The following is an 18,879-nucleotide window of genomic DNA, read 5'->3' on the forward strand; positions in this document are numbered from 1 at the left end:
GCCGGCTTCAGCGGGTCAGGCTGGCGATACGTTCGGAGAGTTCGCGGGCCTCGGGCGAGTCGGGCGGCAGCAGGGCCAGCAGCCTGTTCCAGTGCTCGGCCGCGCCGGCCTTGTCTCCGGCCTCATAGGCGCCCCGGCCGACGAACCACAGCGCCTGGGCATGGTTGGGGGCCTGCTGCAGCACGGCGCGGAATTCGGCCACGGCTTCTGCCGGGAGCGGGTCGCGGCTTTTCACGGCAGTACCGGCCAGGTTGAACGCCAGCGCCACCCGGCTTTCCACCCGCCCGGGCTGGAGCGCCACCGCGCGGCGCAGGGCCTCGCGGGCGGCATCCATCTCGCCCAGCACCTCGCGGGCGCGGGCCAGACGCAGCCAGCCATCTGCATCGTCGGGATTTTCCTTCAGGCGTTCGGCCAGGCGATCCACCATGCCGCGGATCATCTCGGCGCGGTCGGCTTCCGACATCTGCTGCGCGGCTTCCACCTGGGAACGATCCGGTGCTTCGGCCGGTCTGGGCTGTGGCACCGCCTGAGCAAGCGCAACGCCGAGGCGCGGCGCCAGCTCACGCAGGCGGCCATGTACGGTTTCCAGCCAGGGCGCATCGGCCGGACTGTCGGCCGCCAGCGCATACCAGTCGTCATAGGCGCCGCGCGTATCGCCCTGCTGCAGGCGGGCCAGACCGAGATAATAGCGTGCGCCGGGATGCTGGGGATCTCGCTCCAGCACGGCGCGGAAATCGCGCTGCGCCGCATCGGTGACCGAACCGTCGGCGGCGAGTGTCAATGCCTCGGCGCGCAGGGCATAGGCTTCGACCTCACCGGGCTGCAGCACGATGGCGCGGTCCAGAGCCTCGACGGCTTCGGCCGGACGCTCGGTGAGCAGCAGCGAACGGCCGAGCAGCAGCCAGCCATCGGCACGGTCGGGCGAAGCCGCCAGCCGTTCGCGCAACTGCGAAATCATGCGCTCGGTATCCTGACGCAGCTGCGCCTCGCGTTCGGCACGGATGCGCGCCTGCGCCAGGTTGAACTCGGCCGCATCGGGGCGGCCCAGCGCCAGATAAAGCCCGCCGCCCAGCAACGGCACCAGGGCCAGCACGATCATGGTGGCGATCCGAATACCACGGCCAGATTGCTTCGGTACCGCGAGATCGGTAGCAGCATCGGCACGCAGCAGGCGGCGCTGGATTTCCAGCTTCGCGGCGGAAGCCTCGGCCTCGGTCAGCGCACCACGCGCCTGCTCCTGCGCCACTTCGTCGAGCTGGGCGCGATAGACGGCGAGGTCATGAACCTTGCGGCCCGCTTCCGCATGCCGGTGCCGCAGCAGGGGCCAGAGCAGAAAAGCCAGCGCCACCAGCGCCAGCAGGGCAAAACCGAGCCACAGCATCAGCGCCGCTCTCCATCGTCAAGCAGCGCGGCCAGCCGCTTCTGCTCCTCGGCATCGAGCGGCGCGGCGGGCGGCGCCGTTACAGCACGCTGGCGGCGATACAGGAAGAACACCACCACGCCGCCGATCACAAGGAACAGCGCCGGCCCGAGCCAGAGCAGCAGGGTCTGCAGGTTGAAACGCGGCTTGAGCAGAACCCATTCGCCATACCGCGCCACCAGATAGTCCATAATGGCGCGGTCGCTGTCGCCGGCCGCGACACGTTCGCGCACAATCCGGCGCAGGTCACGCGCCAGCGGCGCGTTGGAATCCTCGATCGACTGGTTCTGACAGACCAGGCAGCGCAGCTCGCGCGACAGCTCGCGGGCACGCAGCTCCTGCGCCGGGTCGGCCAGACGGTCGTCCAGATGCTGGGCCGCGACAGGCGTTGCGATCAGCAGGACGAGCAGGAATACCAGACGTTTCAACATTTCACCTTGCTCGGCTGGCCCGCTTTCAGGTCGCGCAGCAGGGGGCGGATTTTGTTGTCCATATCCCAGTCGGTGAGCGGACCGACATGCTTGCACATGATGTTGCCCTTGCCGTCGACCACAAAGGTTTCCGGCACGCCATACACGCCCCAGTCGATGCCGACGCGGCCATTGCGGTCGGCGCCGGTGCGGGTAAAGGGATCGCCAAGCTGGTCCAGCCATTTCGCCACGTCGGCCGGGTCGTCCTTGTAGTTCAGGCCGTGGATCGGCGCGATGCCGTCGCGCTTGAGCGCGAGCAGCAGCGGATGCTCGACGCGGCACGGCACGCACCAGGAAGCAAACACATTCACCACGCTGGGTTCGCCGATTTTCAGATCGGCCGTGGCCAGACCCAGCGTGCGGCCCTGTACCGGCGGCAGCGAGAATTCCGGCACCGGCTTGCCGATCAGGGCAGACGGAATCTCGCGCGGATTGAGCGTGAGCCCGATGGCGAGGCCCAGCCCGATCAATACGAAGACAACCAGCGGAACCAGATAGGCGAGACGCATGCGGGATTCCTATTCGGCCGCAGACGGCGCGGCCTGGCGCCGGCGCACCGGCGCACCGACGCGGTGGCGGCGGTCGGACAACGACAGCATGCCGCCAAAAGCCATGACCAGCGCACCCAGCCAGATCCAGGAAACAAGCGGCTTCCAGTACAGACGCACGGCCCAGCCAGTCTGAGCATTGCCTTCGCCCACCACGGCATAGAGATCGGCCACCGGCGAAGGCCGGATCGCGGCCTCGGTGGTTTCCATCGGCGGCTGCTGGTAGCGACGCTGGGCCGGGCGCATCTCGCGCACCACGCGGCCATTTTCCAGCACCTCGAAGCGGCCCTGCTGGGCCGTATAGTTCGGTCCCTTGTACGGCGTGACGCCAAGAAAGCGGTATTCCACCGGGCCGACTTTCGCCACTTCGCCCGGTTTCATAACCTGCTGCACCTCGACTTGCCAGGTCTCGGATACGGTGATGCCCAGCACCAGCATGGCGACGCCCAGATGCGCCACCGTCATGCCCCAGGCGGCGCGCGGCAGGAAGCGGGCGCGATTCAGGGTTTCAGTCAGCGGAGCGGTGAACAGCTTCACGCGCAAGGCTACTTCGCAAAGAGCGCCGATGCCGAGCCATGCGCCCAGAACAAGGCCCAGCAGGCTGTAGAAGCTTTTCGAGTCCATCAGCCACAGGCCGAGACCCAGCGCCGCAAGCGCGGCGATGGCCGCCGGCACAAGCCGTTGCAGGGCGGCAGCTAGATCGCCACGCTTCCAGGCCAGCAGCGGCCCGATGGCGATGGCCGCCACCAGCGGCGCCATCAGCGGCATGAAGACGGCGTTGAAATATTGCGGGCCGACCGAAACCTTGGCGCCGCTGATCGCGTCCAGCGCCACGGGATACAGCGTGCCGAGCAGCACCGCCGCCGTGGCGACCGCCAGCAGCAGGTTGTTGAGGACCAGCGCGCCCTCGCGACTGATGGGCGCGAAAACGCCCACCGCCTGCAGGGCTGGCGCACGCAGGGCGTAGAGCACCAGGCTGCCGCCCACCACGACGCAGAGGAAAGCCAGGATGAACACGCCACGGGTGGGATCGGTGGCGAAGGCATGCACCGAGTTGATCACGCCCGAACGCACCAGGAAGGTGCCCAGCAGGCTGAGCGAAAAGGTGAGGATGGCGAGCAGGATAGTCCAGCTTTTCAGCGCGTCGCGCTTTTCCACCACGATGGCCGAATGCAGCAGAGCCGTGCCAGCCAGCCAGGGCATGAAGGATGCATTCTCGACCGGATCCCAGAACCACCAGCCGCCCCAGCCCAGTTCGTAATAGGCCCACCAGGAACCGAGCGCGATGCCGAGGGTGAGGAAGCACCAGGCCGCCAGCGTCCAGGGCCGCACCCAGCGTGCCCAGGCCGGATCGACGCGGCCCTCGATCAGGGCGGCGACCGCGAAGGAAAACGCCACCGAGAAACCGACATATCCCAGATAGAGGAACGGCGGATGGAAGGCGAGGCCGGGATCCTGCAGCAGGGGATTGAGGCCGCGGCCTTCCAGCGGCGGCGGCAGCAGTCGGCTGAAGGGGTTGGAGGTGAACAGGATGAAAGCGAGGAAGCCGACGCCGATCAGGCCCTGGATGGCCAGCACACGCGCCTTCAGTGTGGCCGGCAGGTTGCCGCCGAACACCGCCACGGCCGCGCCGAAGATCACCAGGATCAGAATCCACAGCAGCAGCGAACCCTCATGGTTCCCCCACACGCCGCTGATCTTGTAGAGCATGGGTTTCAGCGTGTGCGAATTCTCGGCCACGTTCAGCACCGAGAAATCCGAGGTCACATAGGCATAGGTCAGGCAGCCGAAGGCAAAGGCCACCAGCACGGCCTGACCGAGGGCGGCCTGCGGGCCAAGTGCGATCCAGCCATCGATGCCGCGCGCGGCGCCGATCAGTGGCAGGATGCCCTGCACCAGCGCCAGACAGAGCGCGAGGATCAGGGCGATATGGCCAAGTTCGGCGATCATGAGCCGGGTTTCACCAGCTTGAGATGGTCGCCGCTGTTTTCATGCCACTGGCCGGATTTCTTCAGGGCATCGGCGACTTCGGGCGGCATGTAATTCTCGTCGTGTTTGGCCAGCACTTCTGAGGCAACGAAACGGCCATCGCGGTCCAGCCTGCCATTGGCCACCACGCCCTGCCCTTCGCGAAACAGGTCGGGCAGCATGCCGGTATAGCTGATGCGCACCTCGTGGCGCATGTCGGTGACGGTGAATTCCGTGTTGAGGCCATCCTTCTTCACGCTGCCCTGCACGACGAGACCGCCGATGCGGAAACGCTTGTCGGGCGGCAGCTGCTTTTCCACCACGTCGGAGGGACTGTGGAAGAAGACCAGATTCTCGTTGAAGGCCGACAGGACCAGCGTCACGGCCATGGCCAGACCCGCCACCAGGCCCAGGACGGCCAGCAGACGCTTGCGCTTGCGCGACATGCCCTTACGCATCTCGGCCAGCCTCATGCTTTGCTTCGGCATGTTCTCGCTCGGCCGCCCTCATGGCCAGCCGGCTCTGCAGACCCAGACCAAGCAGTAACAGGAGGGCAATGGCGAAAGACGGCCAGACGAAGGCGGCATGACCGCCCATGGCCAGGAAATCGCCGAGCGATGACCAGTACACGCGTTAACCCTTTGGTTCCCTTGGCCCCTGCGGCCAACAGTCGGGTGAAAATATAGTCTTCGCCGCCGAACGGCTAGCCCAGCCTAGCCTGCGCGGCGATCGGTCGCGACCGAAAAGCGCAGAATGCGGGCCTGTCGCTGCAGGATTTCGGCCCTGACCCGCAGGCTCAGCACCCAGACGTAATAGCCCTTGGCACCGATGGCGGTGATCAGCAGCGGCCAGAGGATATCCGGGTGGATTTTTGGCCCTTCCAGGGTCAGCACACTGGCCGGCTGATGCAGGGTGTTCCACCAGTCGACCGAGAACTTGATGATCGGCAGGTTGACGGCGCCGACCAGGGCTAGGATGGCGGCAGCACGGCCGGCACGACCGGGATCGTCGAAGGCTTCCCACAGAGCGATATAGCCGAGATACAGGAAAAACAGGATCAGCATCGAGGTGAGCCGGGCATCCCAGACCCACCATGTGCCCCACATCGGCTTGCCCCAGAGCGAGCCGGTGATCAGGCAGATCAGGGTGAAGGCCGCGCCCACAGGGGCCGAAGCCTTGGCCGCAAGCTCCGCCACCGGGTGGCGCCAGATCAGCGCCGTGGCCGAGGCCACCGCCATGGCGGCATAGATGAACATGGCCATCCAGGCCGCCGGCACGTGGATATACATGATCCGCACGGTTTCGCCCTGCTGGTAATCCGGCGGCGACCACAGCAGACCCCAGCCCAGGCCGAGCCCGAGGCCGAGCACGGCCACCGCCGCCGCCCAGGGGCGGATGGCGCCCATCAGGCGCAGGAAGCGGGCGGGATTGGCGAGGGCGTGCAGCATGGGCGCTTTATAGGGCCGGGCTCATTCCAAGGCCAGCTTGATGGCGCCGGCAATGGCAAAGGGGCTGAGGGCCAGACTGCCAGCCAGGAAGGCGCCCAGCAGCAGCAGATGCGGCGCGGGAGTAAGGCCATAGGCGGCGGCTTCCACTGCGCCGACACCGAAAATCAGCACGGGGATCACTAACGGCAATGTGATCAGCGGCACCAGCACGGCGCCACGCCGGGCGCCAAGCGTCAGTGCCGCGCCGATGGCGCCGATCAGGCTCAAACTTGGCGTGCCGAGCAACAGGGCCAGCAGCAGCACCGGCATGGTCGCCAGTTCCATCTGCATCATCACCGCCAGCAGCGGCGCGATCACGGTGAGCGGCAGACCGGTGGTGAGCCAATGGGCCAAAGTCTTGGCCAGCGCGACGAGACCAAGCGGCAGCGGCGCCTGGGCCAGCAGGTCGAGCGTGCCGTCTTCCTGGTCGGTCTGGAACAGGCGGTCGAGCGACAGCATCGCCGCCAGCAAAGCCGCCACCCAGATCACGCCGGCGGCGATACGGGCCAGAATCTGCGGCTCCGGCCCGACGCCAAGCGGAAACAGGCTGACCGCCAGCACAAAGAACAGCAGAGTGGTGAGCATGGCGCCCTGGGCGCCGAAGCCCAGCCGCAGGTCGCGACCGACAATGGCGAGGAAGGCCTTCATCATGACAGGTGGCCTTCCGGCAGGTCGAGCCGGCGCGCATCGGGCAGCGGCACATCCACATGACTGGCCAGGATCACCATGCCGCCACGCGCGCGATGCGTGGCCAGAACACCACCCAGCCAGGCGACGGCGGCGGTATCCAGCGCATTGGTGGGCTCATCCAGCAGCCACAGATCGGCCGGCGCGACCAGCAGGCGGGCCAGTGCCAGGCGGCGCTTCTGCCCGGCCGAAAGATATCGCCCCGGCAGGCGGCGCTGGCGCGACAGGCCGGCCGCCTCCAGCGCGGCGACGGATTGCTGCTGCGCCGCCACATCATCGAGGCCCAGCAGGCGGGCCCAGAAAACCAGATTGTCCTCGGTGCTGAGCTGCGGCTTCACGGCATCCTGGTGGCCGACATAGAACAGCCGGGAGTCTTCATCCCGCAGCACCCGGCCGTCGGCGGCCGGCAGGAAGCCGGCCAGCAGGCGCAGCAGGCTGGATTTGCCGCTGCCATTCGGGCCGCGCAGCAGCAACGCCTCGCCGGCCGCGAGACGGAAAGTCACATCGGAAAAGAGCTGACGCTCGCCGCGAATGCAGACGAGCCCTTCGACCGCCAACGCCATGACGCGACGGAGTTTAGCCTTTTCAGAGCCTTACTGATAGGTGCGGAGATCGGCGATCACCTTGCCGTCGTTGGGCAGGCTGCCGGCCGCCACCACTTCGACATGGCCGCGCAGCTTGCACACGGACTGGAAGGTCTCGGCCACGGCTTTCGCCAGAGCTGCGGCGTCCACGGTCGAGACATGGCCCTTCACTTCGAGCTTCAGCACCACGGCATCGAGGTTGTTTTCCGAACTGACCTCCAGCCGGGCACGGGCGATTTCGGGATGGCGGGCCGCCACCTGGCCGATCTGGCCCGGCGTGACGAACATGCCTTTCACCTTGGTGGTCTGGTCGGCGCGGCCCATCCAGCCCCTGATGCGGGTGTTGGTGCGGCCGCAGGGGCTGATACCCGGCAGGATGGCCGAAAGGTCGCCGGTGGCGAACCGGATCATCGGATAGACCGGATTGGCCAGCACGGTGACCACCACCTCGCCCACCTCGCCCAGCGCCACCGGATCGCCGGTGCCCGGACGCACGATCTCGACGATCACGTCCTCGTCCAGGATCATGCCGTCCATCGCCTTCGACTCGTAAGCAATCAGGCCCAGTTCCGCCGTGCCGTAGGATTGCAGCACCTCGGCGCCCAGATTCTTCAGTTCGGCACGAAGCGAAGGCGGCAGGGCCTCGCCGCCGACCAGGCCCTTTTTCAACGACGCGGCTGGCTTGCCGGCTTCTTTCGCCTTCTCGAGCAGGATTTTCAGGAAGGACGGCGTGCCGCAATAAACGCGCGGCTGCAGCTGCGCGATGGCATCCAGCTGCAATTCGGTATTGCCGACGCCGGCGGGAAAAACCGGGCAGCCGATGGCATGGGCCGAACCTTCGGTCATGCGGCCGGCCGGCGTGAGGTGATAGGAGAAGGTGTTGTGCACCAGATCCCCGGGGCGGCAGCCGGCCGCCCACATGGCGCGGGCGAAGCGCCAAGGGTCCTTCACCTTCGCGGTCGGGCGGCCATAGGCTTCATAAAGCGGTCCGGGCGACTGGAAGACATTGGCGATCTCGGATGGTTTGCCGGCCAGCAGGCCGCCCAGCGGCGGCATCGCCTTCTGGCGCGGCGCGAGATCGGATTTGCGGGTGACCGGAAGTTTGGCCAGGGCGGCCAGCGAGGTGATCTTCGCCGGCTTCACGTCCTTCAGTATCTCACGGTAATAGGGGCTGGCCTTCTTGGCATGGGCGATCAGCGCCTGCAGGGCCGCGATCTGGCTCTTTTGGCGCGCGGCGAGCGAGCGGGTCTCGCGCTTGTCGAAATATTCGTCGGCGCGCACCTTCAGTTTGGGTGCCTTCACAGCCTTCGGCTTTGCCGATTTCGGTTTGCTCGCGCGCGCCAAGATACTCTCCTGCGATTTCGATAGGATCAGGCCAGCCAGCGTTTGCGCCGGCGATAATGCTTCACGTCGCGGAAGCTGCGCCGGCCGCCGGCCCCGAGACCGAGGTAGAATTCCTTCACGTCGGCATTCTCGCGCAGCTTCTGCGCCTCGCCATCCATCACGATGCGGCCGTTTTCCAGGATGTAACCATAATCGGCATAGCGCAAAGCCATGTTGGTGTTCTGCTCGGCCACCAGGAAGCTGACACCGGTTTCCTTGTTCAGCTTGTGCACGATCTCGAAGATTTCCTCGACCAGCTGCGGCGCCAGGCCCATCGAGGGCTCGTCCAGCAGGATAGTGTCGGGCCGACTCATCAGCGCGCGGCCTATGGCCGTCATCTGCTGCTCGCCGCCCGAGGTATAGCCGGCAACCGATTTGCGGCGCACCTTCAGGCGCGGGAAATACGTGTAGACCTTCTCCAGGTCCTGTGCGATCGCCTTGCCGCCATCGGCGCGGGTGAAGGCGCCGGTCATCAGATTCTCTTCGACGGTGAGATGGGCGAAGCAATGCCGCCCCTCCATCACCTGGATCAGACCCTTCTTGACCAGGGCCGAGGGATTGAGCTGGTCAACCCGCTCGCCGTGATAGTCGATATGGCCCTTGGTGATATCCCCGCGCTCGGCGCGCAGCAGATTGGAAATCGCCTTCAGCGTGGTGGTCTTGCCGGCGCCGTTGGCGCCCAGCAGGGCCACGATGCCGCCCTTGGGCAATTGCAGCGACACGCCCTTCAGCACGAGGATCACGTGGTTGTAGATCACCTCGATATTGTTGACGGACAGCAGGGGCTGGGCGTCGGCATGCGGCTGGGCATTGGTCTGGGCGGTCATGGACAGGAATCCGTTCAGCGGAAGCGGTAAAGAAAATCCCCCGCCAGCGCCGCCGGCGGGGGATCGTCAGAGCCTTACGACTTTGCGCAGGCGCGCGACGCGATGTTCTTCTCGCGCGCGTAGGTCTCTGCATCCTTCAGATACAGCGGCCACAGCTTCTGGTTCTCCGGCAGAATCCAGTCGCTGACTGGCTTCCACTGGTCGCCCTGCCACTGCACGACGAGGATCTTGCCGTCGCCCAGATGGTTGTCGCAGGCCAGCTTCAGTGGCTGCAGGAAGCCCTTGAGGCCGAGCTTTTCGATGCTGGCATCGGTCAGGTTGATGGCTTCGAAGCCGTCACGCGACTGCTCGCCATTCATCACCTTGCCCTTGCCATGCTTTTCCTGCGCAGCGCGCAGAGCCTCGACCGTCAGCATGGCGTTCATCGCGCCCCGCAGATAGCCAATCTCGCCGTAATGCTTGCCGTTGTTGGAGGCCTTGCCCTTGTCGACCAGGAACTTCTTCATGTCCTTGAGCAGTTGCAGGTCCTTGGATGCGCCGTGGAAGGTCAGGCCCTTGTAGCCCTTGGCCGCCGGACCGGCCGCCTGCACATCGCTGTCCTGGCTCGACCACCAAATACCGATCATCTTCTCGCGCGGGAAGCCCACCGCAGCGGCTTCCTTCAGCGACACGGCGTTCATCGCGCCCCAGCCCTGCAGGTAGACATAGTCAGGCCGCATCTGGCGGATCTGCAGCCAGATCGACTTCTGCTCCAGGCCCGGCGCCGGCACCGGCACCAGCTCGAGCTGGAAGCCGAGTTCCTGGGCGTAGTTCTGGAAGACCGGGATCGGCTCCTTGCCGTAGGCGATGTCGATATAGACGTAGGCAACCTTCTTGCCCTTCATCTTGTCCTTGCCGCCCAGTTCCTTGGCGATGTACTGGATGCCGGCCGAGGCGCCGCCCCAGTAGGTGGCGGGAGCGGTGAAGACCCAGGGGAAGATATTGCCGACGGTGGCCGAGGCGCGGCCGTAGCCCATCGAGAAGATCACCGACTTGTCGGTCGGCGCGCGGTCGATCAGGGCGTAGGTGATGCCAGTCGAGTACGGGCTGAAGATCGTGCCGCCGAGCGCCTTGAGACGCTCGTAGCATTCGACGCCGCGCTCGGTGTTGTACTGCGTTTCGCATTCCTCGTTACGCAGCTTGACGCCGTTCAGGCCGCCATCGCGCTCGTTGATCAGGTTGATATAGTCGGCAAAACCGTCGGCAACCGGAATGCCGCTCGGCGCGAACGGGCCGGTGCGGTAGACCATCGACGGAATCACCTGTTCCTGCGCCAGCGCCACAGTGGCGCCGCCGGCCAGGGTCGCGCCCAGAACAAGGGACGCAATCCATTTGGATGCTTTCATTTTTATCCTCCCGGTTACACCCGCCTTTTGTGGCGGGAATTGCAGTTAGCCTAGCACGTCAAAAACACAGGACAAACTCGGTTTTTACCGTTCCGCCATCGACGGTTCAGTATGGGAACGGCCAGATACGCAGCTTTTCCTTGGTGATCTGCCACAGCCGGGCCAGGCCATGCGGCTCGACGATCAGGAAGATCACGATCAGGGCGCCGAACACCATGAATTCGAGGTGCGAGATCAGCGCCGTGGAAAGGTCGAAGCCCAGCAGCGGCGGCACCCGGGTCAGGAAGATCGGCACCAGCAGGATGAAGAAGGCGCCGAGGAAACTGCCCAGTATCGAGCCCAGACCGCCGATGATGATCATGAACAGGACCTGGAACGACATGGTGATGGTGAAACCGTCGGGCTCGGCCGAACCGAGATAGACGAACAGATACAGCGCACCGGCCACGCCAATATAGAAGGACGACACGGCAAAGGCGGTCAGCTTGGCCACCACCGGACGGATGCCGATGATCTCGGCGGCGATGTCCATGTCGCGGATCGCCATCCATTGCCGGCCGGGATTGCTACGGACCAGGTTCTTCGCCGCCAGTGCCATCAGGGTGACAACACCGAGCGCAAAGAGATATTTCTCCATGGGTGAGTCGACCGACCAGCCGAAGATGACGATCTGCGGCGCGGTGATCACGCCTGAATTGGCGTAGTTGGTGAACCAGCCGACCTTGACGAACAGCCAGGGCAGGAAGAACTGCGCCGCCAGGGTGGCGACCGCCAGATAGAAACCCTTGATGCGCAGGCTGGGCAGGCCGAAGAACATGCCGACCGCCGCCGTCACCAGACCGGCCAACGCGAATACCAGCAGAATGTTGAGGTCGGGCACACGGGTGGCGATATTCCAGGCCGCCACGGCGCCGACGCCCATGAAGGCGCTGGTGCCCAGCGAAAGCTGGCCACAATAGCCGGTCAGAATGTTGAGCCCCAGCGCCGCCAGGGACAGGCAGAGGAAGGGGATCAGCAGCGCGGTGTAGATGTAGTTGGTGGAAACCAGCGGGATGCCGATAAAGGCCGCCAGCATCAGCAGGGCGAAGAAGACGCGGTCCTGCGGAATGGTGAAGATGGCCTGGTCGGCGCTGTAGCTGGTCTTGTACTGGCCGGATTCGCGATAGAACATGACCTGTTTCCCCTAACCGCTACACGCGCTCGATGATCTTTTCGCCGAACAGGCCCTGCGGCCGGATCAGCAGGAAGCCCAGGGCGAGCACATAGGCGAACCAGTTCTCGATGCCGCCGCCGAACAGCGGACCGATATAGACCTCGGCCAGCTTTTCGCCGGCACCGATGATCAGGCCGCCGATAATGGCACCCGGAATGGACGTGAACCCACCGAGGATCAGCACCGGCAGGGCCTTGAGCGCCAGCGATACGATGGCCGGCTGCACACCCAGCTTGGAGCCCCACATCACGCCGGCCACCAGCGCGACCAGGCCGGCGATCGCCCAGACGATGATCCAGATCACGTTCAGCGGAATGCCCACCGACTGAGCCGCCTGGTGGTCGTCGGCCACTGCACGCAGCGCGCGGCCGATGCGGGTTTTCTGGAACACGACCAGGACCGCCAGCAGCGTGCCGGCCACCAGGGCGGCCCAGAGGTCGAAGGACTGGATCAGGATGTCGCCATCCATCAGGAAGATCGGATCGGTCGGGATGCCGATATCCAGCTGGCGCACGTTGCTGCCCCAGATGGTCTGGCCGAAGCCGTCCAGGAAGAAGGACACGCCGATGGTGGCCATGAACAGGATGATACCTTCCTGATTCACCAGATGACGCAGCACCAGCCGCTCGATCACGCCCGCCAGCAGCACCATCACTGCGATGGTGAGCAGCAGCGAGACCAGCATCGGCACGCCCAGCTCCATGAAGCCGACGAAGAACAGCCCGGCGAACAGCACCATGGCGCCCTGGGCGAAGTTGAACACGCCGGACGCCTTGAAGATCAGCACGAAGCCGAGCGCGACCAGGGAATACATCACACCGGCCATCAGGCCGCCGATCAGGACTTCTAGAAAGAACGCCATCCCGCCGCCCCCTTAATGCTGTACGCCGAGATAGGCGTCGATCACCGCCTGATTGTTCTTCACTTCGTCGGGCACGCCGTCGCCGATCTTGCGACCGTAATCCAGCACCACGACCCGGTCGGAAATGTCCATCACGACGCCCATGTCGTGTTCGATCAGGCAAATAGTGGTGCCGAACTCGTCATTCACATCCAGGATGAAGCGGCACATATCCTGCTTCTCCTCCAGGTTCATGCCGGCCATCGGCTCGTCCAGCAGCAGCAGGGTGGGCTCGGCGGCCAGCGCGCGCGCCAGTTCGACGCGCTTCTGCAGGCCGTAGGGCAGCCGCCCGACCGGCACCTTGCGGATCGCCTGGATTTCCAGGAAGTCGATGATGCGCTCGCAATATTCGCGGTGTTCGATCTGCTCGCGCTCGGCTGGCCCCTTGTAGATCGCCGAGGCCAGCAGCCCTGACTTCATCTTGAGCAATCGGCCGGTCATGATGTTGTCCAGCGTCGACATGCCCTTGAACAGCGCGATGTTCTGGAAGGTGCGGGCGATGCCCTGGCTGGCCGCCTCGTGCGGACGCATCTGCTTGCGCGCCTGGCCGCGGAAGGTGATGGTGCCCTGCTGCGGGTGATAGAAGCCGTTGATGCAGTTCAGCATCGAGGACTTGCCGGCGCCGTTCGGCCCGATGATCGCCAGGATCTCGTGCTCGCGGATCTCGAAGCTGATATCGGTTAGCGCCTTCACGCCGCCAAAAGACAGACTGATGTTATCGACCTTCAGAAGGGTCGGGCCGATTTTCTTCTCTGCGGTCATGTGTCCTCAGCCCGCCTTGCGCATGGTGGCGTAGGTTTCGGCATTGGCGACCTTCAGGTTGGCCTTGAAGGTGCCGGTGCGGCCGTCCTCGAAGGTGATCTTGGCCTCCACCGCAATGGCATCGCGGTCGGAATACAATGCCTCGATCAGTTCGCCGTACCGTTCGGCGATTATGCGGCGCCGTACCTTGCGGGTGCGGGTCAGCTCGCCATCGTCGGCGTCCAGTTCCTTGTGCAGGATCAGGAAGCGCTTGATCTGGCTGGCCGCCATGCTGCTGTCGGACGACAGGTCGCGGTTGACCTTCTCGATGCAGCCCTTGACCAGATCATACACTTCCGGGCGGCCGGCCAGATCGGAATACGAGGTATAGGCGATGCCGTTGCGTTCTGCCCAGGAACCGACCGCGGCAAGGTCGATGTTGATGAAGGCGGCGGCATAGTCGCGCTTGTCCCCGAAGGCCACCGCCTCCTTGATATGCGGGAAGAATTTCAGCTTGTTCTCGACATATTTCGGCGCGAACAGCGAACCGTCGGTCAGCCGGCCGACATCCTTGGCGCGGTCGATGATGCGCAGGTGGCCCGCATCGGTGAACACGCCGGCATCGCCGGTATGCACCCAGCCCTCCGGCGTCTTGGTCTCGGCCGTGGCCTCGTCGTTCTTGTAATAGCCGACGAACACGCCGGGGCTGCGATACAGCACCTCGCCGCTGGTCGGATCGATCTTCAGCTCCACGCCCGGCGCCGGTGGTCCGACCGTATCGGGATTCACGTCGGTATCGGTATGCATGCACAGATACACCGTGCATTCGGTCTGACCATAAAGCTGCTTCAGGTTGATGCCGAGCGCACGGAAGAAATCGAAGATATCCGGCCCGATCGCCTCGCCGGCGGTGTAGGCCAGCCGCAGGCGCGACATGCCCAGCACATTCTTGAGTGGGCCATAAACCAGCAGATCGCCCAGGGCATAGAGCAGCCGGTCGGTCAGCGAGACGAACTTGCGCTCCAAAATGCGGCGGCCCACCCGCTTCGCCACGCCGATGAAATAATGGAACATGCCGCGCTTGATGGCGCTGGCATCCTCCATGCGGATCATCACGGTGGTGAGCAGGTTCTCGAAGATGCGCGGCGGGGCGAAGAAATAGGTCGGCCCTACTTCGCGCAGGTCCTGCAGCACGGTATCGGCCGATTCCGGGCAATTCACGCAGAAGCCGGCAATGGCAGCCTCGGCATAGGAAATAAAGTTATCGCCCACCCAGGCGATCGGCAGATAGGCCAGGATTTCGTCGTTTTCATTGATCGTGTCGAAATCGATCGCCAGCCGGGCCGAGCGCACCACGTTGTCGTGGCTGAGCATGACGCCCTTGGGGCGGCCGGTGGTGCCCGAGGTATAGCAGATCAGCGAAATATCGCTGCCCTTGCCCCGGGCCATCTCCTCGTCGAAGAAATTCGGATGGGCGCGGCCATAGGCTTCGCCATCGGCCATCACCTTTTCCAGGTCGCGCAGATAGGGCTGATCGTAATGCCGCATGCCGCGCGGATCGCTGAAAATGATCATTTCCAGTTTCGGCAGACGATCCTTGATCGAGATCAGTTTATCGACCTGCTCCTGGTTCTCGGCCAGGGCAAAACGGGCCTCGGCATGGTCGATGACATACTGCACTTCGTCAGCGACGCTGTCCTGATAGATCGGCACCGGGATACCGCCCAGCGCCTGGGTGGCGGCGAGGGTCCAGTACAGCTCAGGCCGGTTGTCGCCGATGATGGCCAGCTTGTCGCCGCGCCGGAAGCCCATGGCGGCCAGGCCGCAGCCGAGCTGCCGCACCTTGCCGGCCACCTCGCCCCAGGTCCAGCTCTGCCAGATTCCCAGGTCCTTTTCGCGCATGGCCGGACGGTCGCGACGATGCTGCGCGTTATAGGCGATGAATTTCGGGATAGTATCGCGTCCCAACGGGTCGCGCCCGTCAGGCATTGCCGATGTCTCGGACATATGTCGCCTCCTCATACGCAGCACGACCGATGGCCATACCGTCGTTATTGCCTCGTTGATAAGCGTACGGACAGTAACCCGTCAAGGGGTGGGGCGGGCGGCTCTGAGCATGCTTCTCATTGCCTAAATTTCGACCCCGGTTGAACTTTCCTCCAGCCGAAAGCGCTTGGCAAACCCATGGTTTTGCGGCACCTATTTGCGGCAATCTGACGCGGGTTTACGGCCCGCCCGACCAGCCTTTCCCATCTTTACGTTCCGTCACGAAAGGATCGCCCCGTGAAAGCCGCGAAGAAGACCAAGCGCAAGGCCGCCAAGGCGCGCAAGAGCCCCGCGAAAGCCAAGGCTAAAAAGGTCGCCAAAAAAGCCGTGAAAGCCGCGAAATCCGCGCGCCGGACCGTGAAGGCCGCCAAGAAGGCCGTCGCCCGCAAGGCGGCGAAGAAGGCCGCGAAGAAGAAGGTCGCCAAGAAAGCGGTTGCCGCCCGCAAGCCCGCCGCCAAGGCGGTGAAGAAATCGGTTAAGAAGGCCCCCGTTGCCAAGGCAGCCGGCGCCGCCCGTGCGGTGCCCATCGTGGTGGGCCAGGACACCCTGAAAACCCGCCGCACCCTGAAAGTCGGCAACAAGACCTACGCCTATTACAGCATCAAGGCCGCTGAAAAGGCCGGCCTGGGCGATCTGTCCCGCCTGCCCTATTCGCTGAAGGTGCTGCTGGAAAACCTGCTGCGCTACGAAGACGGCCGCAGCGTCAGCGTCGACGACCTGAAGGCCGTGGCCCAGTGGCTGAAGGACAAGCGGTCGGACCGCGAAATCGCCTATCGCCCGGCCCGCGTGCTGATGCAGGACTTCACCGGCGTGCCGGCCGTGGTCGACCTCGCCGCCATGCGCGATGCCATGACCAAGCTGGGCGGCGACACCAAGAAGATCAATCCGCTCTCGCCGGTCGACCTCGTGATCGACCACTCGGTGATGGTGGACTACTCCGCCAACAAGTCGGCCTTCCAGAAGAATGTCGACCTGGAATACGAGCGCAACGGCGAGCGTTACGCCTTCCTGCGCTGGGGCCAGACCGCGTTCGACAATTTCCGCGTCGTGCCGCCGGGCACCGGCATCTGCCACCAGGTGAACGTCGAATACCTGGCCCAGACCGTGTGGACCGGCACGGACGGCAAGACCGAGGTGGCCTATCCCGACACCCTGGTCGGCACCGACAGCCATACCACCATGGTGAACGGCCTGGCCGTGCTGGGCTGGGGCGTGGGCGGCATCGAGGCCGAGGCCGCCATGCTGGGCCAGCCGATCTCCATGCTGCTGCCTGAAGTCGTCGGCTTCCGCCTGCATGGCAAGCCGAAGGAAGGCACCACCGCCACCGACCTTGTGCTGACGGTGACGCAGATGCTGCGCAAGAAGGGCGTGGTGAACAAGTTCGTCGAATTCTATGGCCCCGGCCTGGACGAGCTGTCGCTGGCCGACCGCTGCACCATCGCCAACATGGCCCCGGAATACGGCGCCACCTGCGGCTTCTTCCCGGTCGATGCCGAGACCATCGCCTACCTGAAGGCTTCGGGCCGCGACCCGCAGCGTATCAAGCTGGTGGAAGCCTATGCCAAGGCTCAAGGCCTGTGGCGTACGCCGAAGGCACCCGAGCCGGTCTTCACCGACACGCTGGAACTCGACCTCTCGACCGTCGAGCCCTCGCTGGCCGGTCCGACCCGTCCGGAAGGCCGCGTGCCGCTGAGCCGCGCTGCGACCGAATTCAAGGACGCGATGGGCAATTTCTACGGCAAGAAAACCGCGCTGGACTTCCGCGCCAAGGTGGAGAAGTCGAATTTCGACCTCGGCCATGGCGACGTGGTGATCGCGGCCATCACCTCGTGCACCAACACCTCGAACCCGAGCGTGCTGCTGGGTGCCGGCCTGCTGGCCCGCAACGCCCTGAAGAAGGGCCTGAAGACCAAGCCGTGGGTGAAGACATCGCTGGCACCGGGCAGCCAGGTGGTGAGCGACTATCTGGCCAAGTCGGGCCTGCAGAAGTCGCTGGACGCCCTGGGCTTCCAGGTGGTGGGTTATGGTTGCACCACCTGCATCGGCAATTCGGGCCCGCTGCCCGACAACATCTCGAAGGCGATCACCGACAACGACTTCGTCGTCGGCGCGGTGCTTTCGGGCAACCGCAACTTCGAGGGCCGCGTCCATCCGCTGACCAAGGCGAACTACCTCGCCTCGCCGATGCTGGTGGTGGCCTATGCGCTGGCCGGCAACCTGGGCATCGACGTGGTGACCCAGCCGCTGGGCCATGACGCCAAGGGCAAGCCGGTTTACCTGAAGGACATTTGGCCCTCCAACAAGGAGATCGCGGCCACCGTGCGCAAGTACGTGACGCCGGCGATGTTCAAGAAGCGCTATGCCGACGTGTTCAAGGGCGATCCGCTGTGGCGCAAGATCAAGGTCGGCACCGGCCAGACCTACGGCTGGGACAAGAAGTCGACCTACGTGCAGCACCCCCCGTATTTCGAGGGCATGAGCACCACACCCGCGCCGATCACCGATGTGAAGGGCGCGCGCGTGCTGGCGATCCTGGGCGACAAGATCACCACCGACCACATCTCGCCCGCCGGTTCGATCAAGAAGGATGGCCCGGCCGGCAAGTACCTGACCGACCACGGCGTCTCTTACGCCGACTTCAACTCCTATGGTGCCCGTCGCGGCAACCACGAGGTGATGATGCGCGGCACCTTCGCCAATATCCGTCTCAAGAACGAGATGGTGCCGGGCACCGAAGGCGGCATCACCAAGCACATGCCCGACGGCGAGGTGATGTCGATCTATGACGCTGCGATGAAGTACAAGGCCAGCAGCACCCCGCTGGTGATCGTGGCCGGCAAGGAATACGGCAACGGTTCCTCGCGCGACTGGGCGGCCAAGGGCACCATCCTGCTGGGTGTGAAGGCCGTGATTGCCGAGAGCTACGAGCGCATCCATCGTTCGAACCTGGTCGGCATGGGCATCCTGCCGCTGCAGTTCCTGAACGGCATGACCCGCTTCGACCTGAAGCTGGACGGCTCGGAGAAGTTCGACATCTCGGGCATCGCCACCGGCCTGAAGCCGCGCATGAAGACGCCGGTGACCATCACCCGCGCCGACGGCACGACTCAGACCGTGGAGGTGCTGTGCCGCATCGATACGCTGGACGAGATCGACTACTACAAGAACGGCGGCATCCTGCATTACGTGCTGCGCAACCTGGCCAAGGCGGCGTAAGCG

Annotated in this window: 17 protein-coding genes; 1 reads left to right on the plus strand and 16 read right to left on the minus strand. The window is 64.7% G+C overall.

All coding sequences use genetic code 11. From position 1 onward, the window contains the following. Window positions 1-7: 7 nt before the first annotated feature. The 16 genes from ccmI to ACK4FJ_RS05045 all read right to left on the minus strand — a co-directional run bounded on the left by ccmI (window position 8) and on the right by ACK4FJ_RS05045 (window position 15,621). The gene (gene ccmI / locus ACK4FJ_RS04970) at window positions 8-1,381 is read right to left on the minus strand and encodes a c-type cytochrome biogenesis protein CcmI (protein WP_409764726.1); all 1,374 of its coding nucleotides are present in this window, start codon (window positions 1,379-1,381) and stop codon (window positions 8-10) included. Next, window positions 1,381-1,851 (minus strand): cytochrome c-type biogenesis protein CcmH, encoded by a 471-nt coding sequence (locus ACK4FJ_RS04975; protein ID WP_409764727.1) that lies wholly within the window; start codon window positions 1,849-1,851, stop codon window positions 1,381-1,383. Before ACK4FJ_RS04975 ends, ccmI begins: the two co-directional genes overlap by 1 nt. After that, entirely contained in the window at window positions 1,845-2,399 is a 555-nt protein-coding gene (locus tag ACK4FJ_RS04980) for a DsbE family thiol:disulfide interchange protein (protein WP_409764728.1), read from the minus strand. Before ACK4FJ_RS04980 ends, ACK4FJ_RS04975 begins: the two co-directional genes overlap by 7 nt. A 9-nt stretch (window positions 2,400-2,408) precedes the next feature. Then, entirely contained in the window at window positions 2,409-4,388 is a 1,980-nt protein-coding gene (locus ACK4FJ_RS04985; RefSeq protein WP_409764729.1) for a heme lyase CcmF/NrfE family subunit, read from the minus strand. After that, on the minus strand, window positions 4,385-4,852 hold the full coding sequence (gene ccmE / locus ACK4FJ_RS04990; protein WP_409764874.1) for a cytochrome c maturation protein CcmE: 468 nt from the start codon (window positions 4,850-4,852) through the stop codon (window positions 4,385-4,387). Before ccmE ends, ACK4FJ_RS04985 begins: the two co-directional genes overlap by 4 nt. Before the next feature lie 4 nt (window positions 4,853-4,856). Continuing rightward, window positions 4,857-5,036 carry a heme exporter protein CcmD gene (ccmD, locus tag ACK4FJ_RS04995; RefSeq protein WP_409764730.1) on the minus strand — a complete coding sequence of 60 codons (180 nt, stop codon included), beginning with the start codon at window positions 5,034-5,036 and terminating at the stop codon, window positions 4,857-4,859. An 83-nt stretch (window positions 5,037-5,119) separates the two neighbouring features. After that, entirely contained in the window at window positions 5,120-5,851 is a 732-nt protein-coding gene (locus ACK4FJ_RS05000; protein ID WP_409764875.1) for a heme ABC transporter permease, read from the minus strand. Between the two features lie 24 nt (window positions 5,852-5,875). Then, window positions 5,876-6,541, minus strand: coding sequence for a heme exporter protein CcmB (ccmB, locus tag ACK4FJ_RS05005; protein WP_409764876.1), 666 nt, complete (start codon window positions 6,539-6,541; stop codon window positions 5,876-5,878). Beyond that, on the minus strand, window positions 6,541-7,143 hold the full coding sequence (ccmA, locus tag ACK4FJ_RS05010; protein WP_409764731.1) for a heme ABC exporter ATP-binding protein CcmA: 603 nt from the start codon (window positions 7,141-7,143) through the stop codon (window positions 6,541-6,543). Before ccmA ends, ccmB begins: the two co-directional genes overlap by 1 nt. Window positions 7,144-7,173: 30 nt before the next feature. Beyond that, window positions 7,174-8,508: a phenylacetate--CoA ligase family protein gene (locus ACK4FJ_RS05015; RefSeq protein WP_409764732.1), complete on the minus strand. Its 1,335-nt coding sequence runs from the start codon at window positions 8,506-8,508 to the stop codon at window positions 7,174-7,176. A gap of 26 nt (window positions 8,509-8,534) precedes the next feature. Beyond that, on the minus strand, window positions 8,535-9,374 hold the full coding sequence (locus ACK4FJ_RS05020) for an ABC transporter ATP-binding protein (RefSeq protein ID WP_409764733.1): 840 nt from the start codon (window positions 9,372-9,374) through the stop codon (window positions 8,535-8,537). A gap of 74 nt (window positions 9,375-9,448) precedes the next feature. Then, complete coding sequence (locus tag ACK4FJ_RS05025; protein ID WP_409764734.1) at window positions 9,449-10,759, minus strand: ABC transporter substrate-binding protein; 1,311 nt, start codon at window positions 10,757-10,759, stop codon at window positions 9,449-9,451. A gap of 106 nt (window positions 10,760-10,865) precedes the next feature. After that, window positions 10,866-11,930, minus strand: a complete 1,065-nt coding sequence (locus tag ACK4FJ_RS05030) for a branched-chain amino acid ABC transporter permease (RefSeq protein WP_409764735.1) — start codon at window positions 11,928-11,930, stop codon at window positions 10,866-10,868. Between the two features lie 19 nt (window positions 11,931-11,949). After that, window positions 11,950-12,834, minus strand: coding sequence for a branched-chain amino acid ABC transporter permease (locus tag ACK4FJ_RS05035; protein WP_409764736.1), 885 nt, complete (start codon window positions 12,832-12,834; stop codon window positions 11,950-11,952). Window positions 12,835-12,846: 12 nt separating this feature from the next. Continuing rightward, the gene (locus ACK4FJ_RS05040) at window positions 12,847-13,635 is read right to left on the minus strand and encodes an ABC transporter ATP-binding protein (protein WP_409764737.1); all 789 of its coding nucleotides are present in this window, start codon (window positions 13,633-13,635) and stop codon (window positions 12,847-12,849) included. A gap of 6 nt (window positions 13,636-13,641) precedes the next feature. After that, the gene (locus ACK4FJ_RS05045; RefSeq protein ID WP_409764738.1) at window positions 13,642-15,621 is read right to left on the minus strand and encodes an AMP-binding protein; all 1,980 of its coding nucleotides are present in this window, start codon (window positions 15,619-15,621) and stop codon (window positions 13,642-13,644) included. A gap of 558 nt (window positions 15,622-16,179) precedes the next feature. Between ACK4FJ_RS05045 and acnA the strand changes: the two genes are divergently transcribed. Then, window positions 16,180-18,876, plus strand: coding sequence for an aconitate hydratase AcnA (gene acnA / locus ACK4FJ_RS05050; RefSeq protein WP_409764877.1), 2,697 nt, complete (start codon window positions 16,180-16,182; stop codon window positions 18,874-18,876). Window positions 18,877-18,879 lie beyond the last annotated feature (3 nt).

The organism is Ferrovibrio sp. (genome assembly GCF_046297595.1).
Lineage (GTDB): Bacteria > Pseudomonadota > Alphaproteobacteria > Ferrovibrionales > Ferrovibrionaceae > Ferrovibrio.

Coding starts and splice junctions, on each gene's coding strand:
- ccmI (WP_409764726.1), bottom strand. CDS start 1,381: ATGCTGTGGCTCGGTTTTGCCCTGCTGGCGCTGGTGGCGCTGGCTTTT.
- ACK4FJ_RS04975 (WP_409764727.1), bottom strand. CDS start 1,851: ATGTTGAAACGTCTGGTATTCCTGCTCGTCCTGCTGATCGCAACGCCT.
- ACK4FJ_RS04980 (WP_409764728.1), bottom strand. CDS start 2,399: ATGCGTCTCGCCTATCTGGTTCCGCTGGTTGTCTTCGTATTGATCGGG.
- ACK4FJ_RS04985 (WP_409764729.1), bottom strand. CDS start 4,388: ATGATCGCCGAACTTGGCCATATCGCCCTGATCCTCGCGCTCTGTCTG.
- ccmE (WP_409764874.1), bottom strand. CDS start 4,852: ATGTCGCGCAAGCGCAAGCGTCTGCTGGCCGTCCTGGGCCTGGTGGCG.
- ccmB (WP_409764876.1), bottom strand. CDS start 6,541: ATGAAGGCCTTCCTCGCCATTGTCGGTCGCGACCTGCGGCTGGGCTTC.
- ccmA (WP_409764731.1), bottom strand. CDS start 7,143: ATGGCGTTGGCGGTCGAAGGGCTCGTCTGCATTCGCGGCGAGCGTCAG.
- ACK4FJ_RS05020 (WP_409764733.1), bottom strand. CDS start 9,374: ATGACCGCCCAGACCAATGCCCAGCCGCATGCCGACGCCCAGCCCCTG.
- ACK4FJ_RS05025 (WP_409764734.1), bottom strand. CDS start 10,759: ATGAAAGCATCCAAATGGATTGCGTCCCTTGTTCTGGGCGCGACCCTG.
- ACK4FJ_RS05030 (WP_409764735.1), bottom strand. CDS start 11,930: ATGTTCTATCGCGAATCCGGCCAGTACAAGACCAGCTACAGCGCCGAC.
- ACK4FJ_RS05035 (WP_409764736.1), bottom strand. CDS start 12,834: ATGGCGTTCTTTCTAGAAGTCCTGATCGGCGGCCTGATGGCCGGTGTG.
- ACK4FJ_RS05040 (WP_409764737.1), bottom strand. CDS start 13,635: ATGACCGCAGAGAAGAAAATCGGCCCGACCCTTCTGAAGGTCGATAAC.
- ACK4FJ_RS05045 (WP_409764738.1), bottom strand. CDS start 15,621: ATGTCCGAGACATCGGCAATGCCTGACGGGCGCGACCCGTTGGGACGC.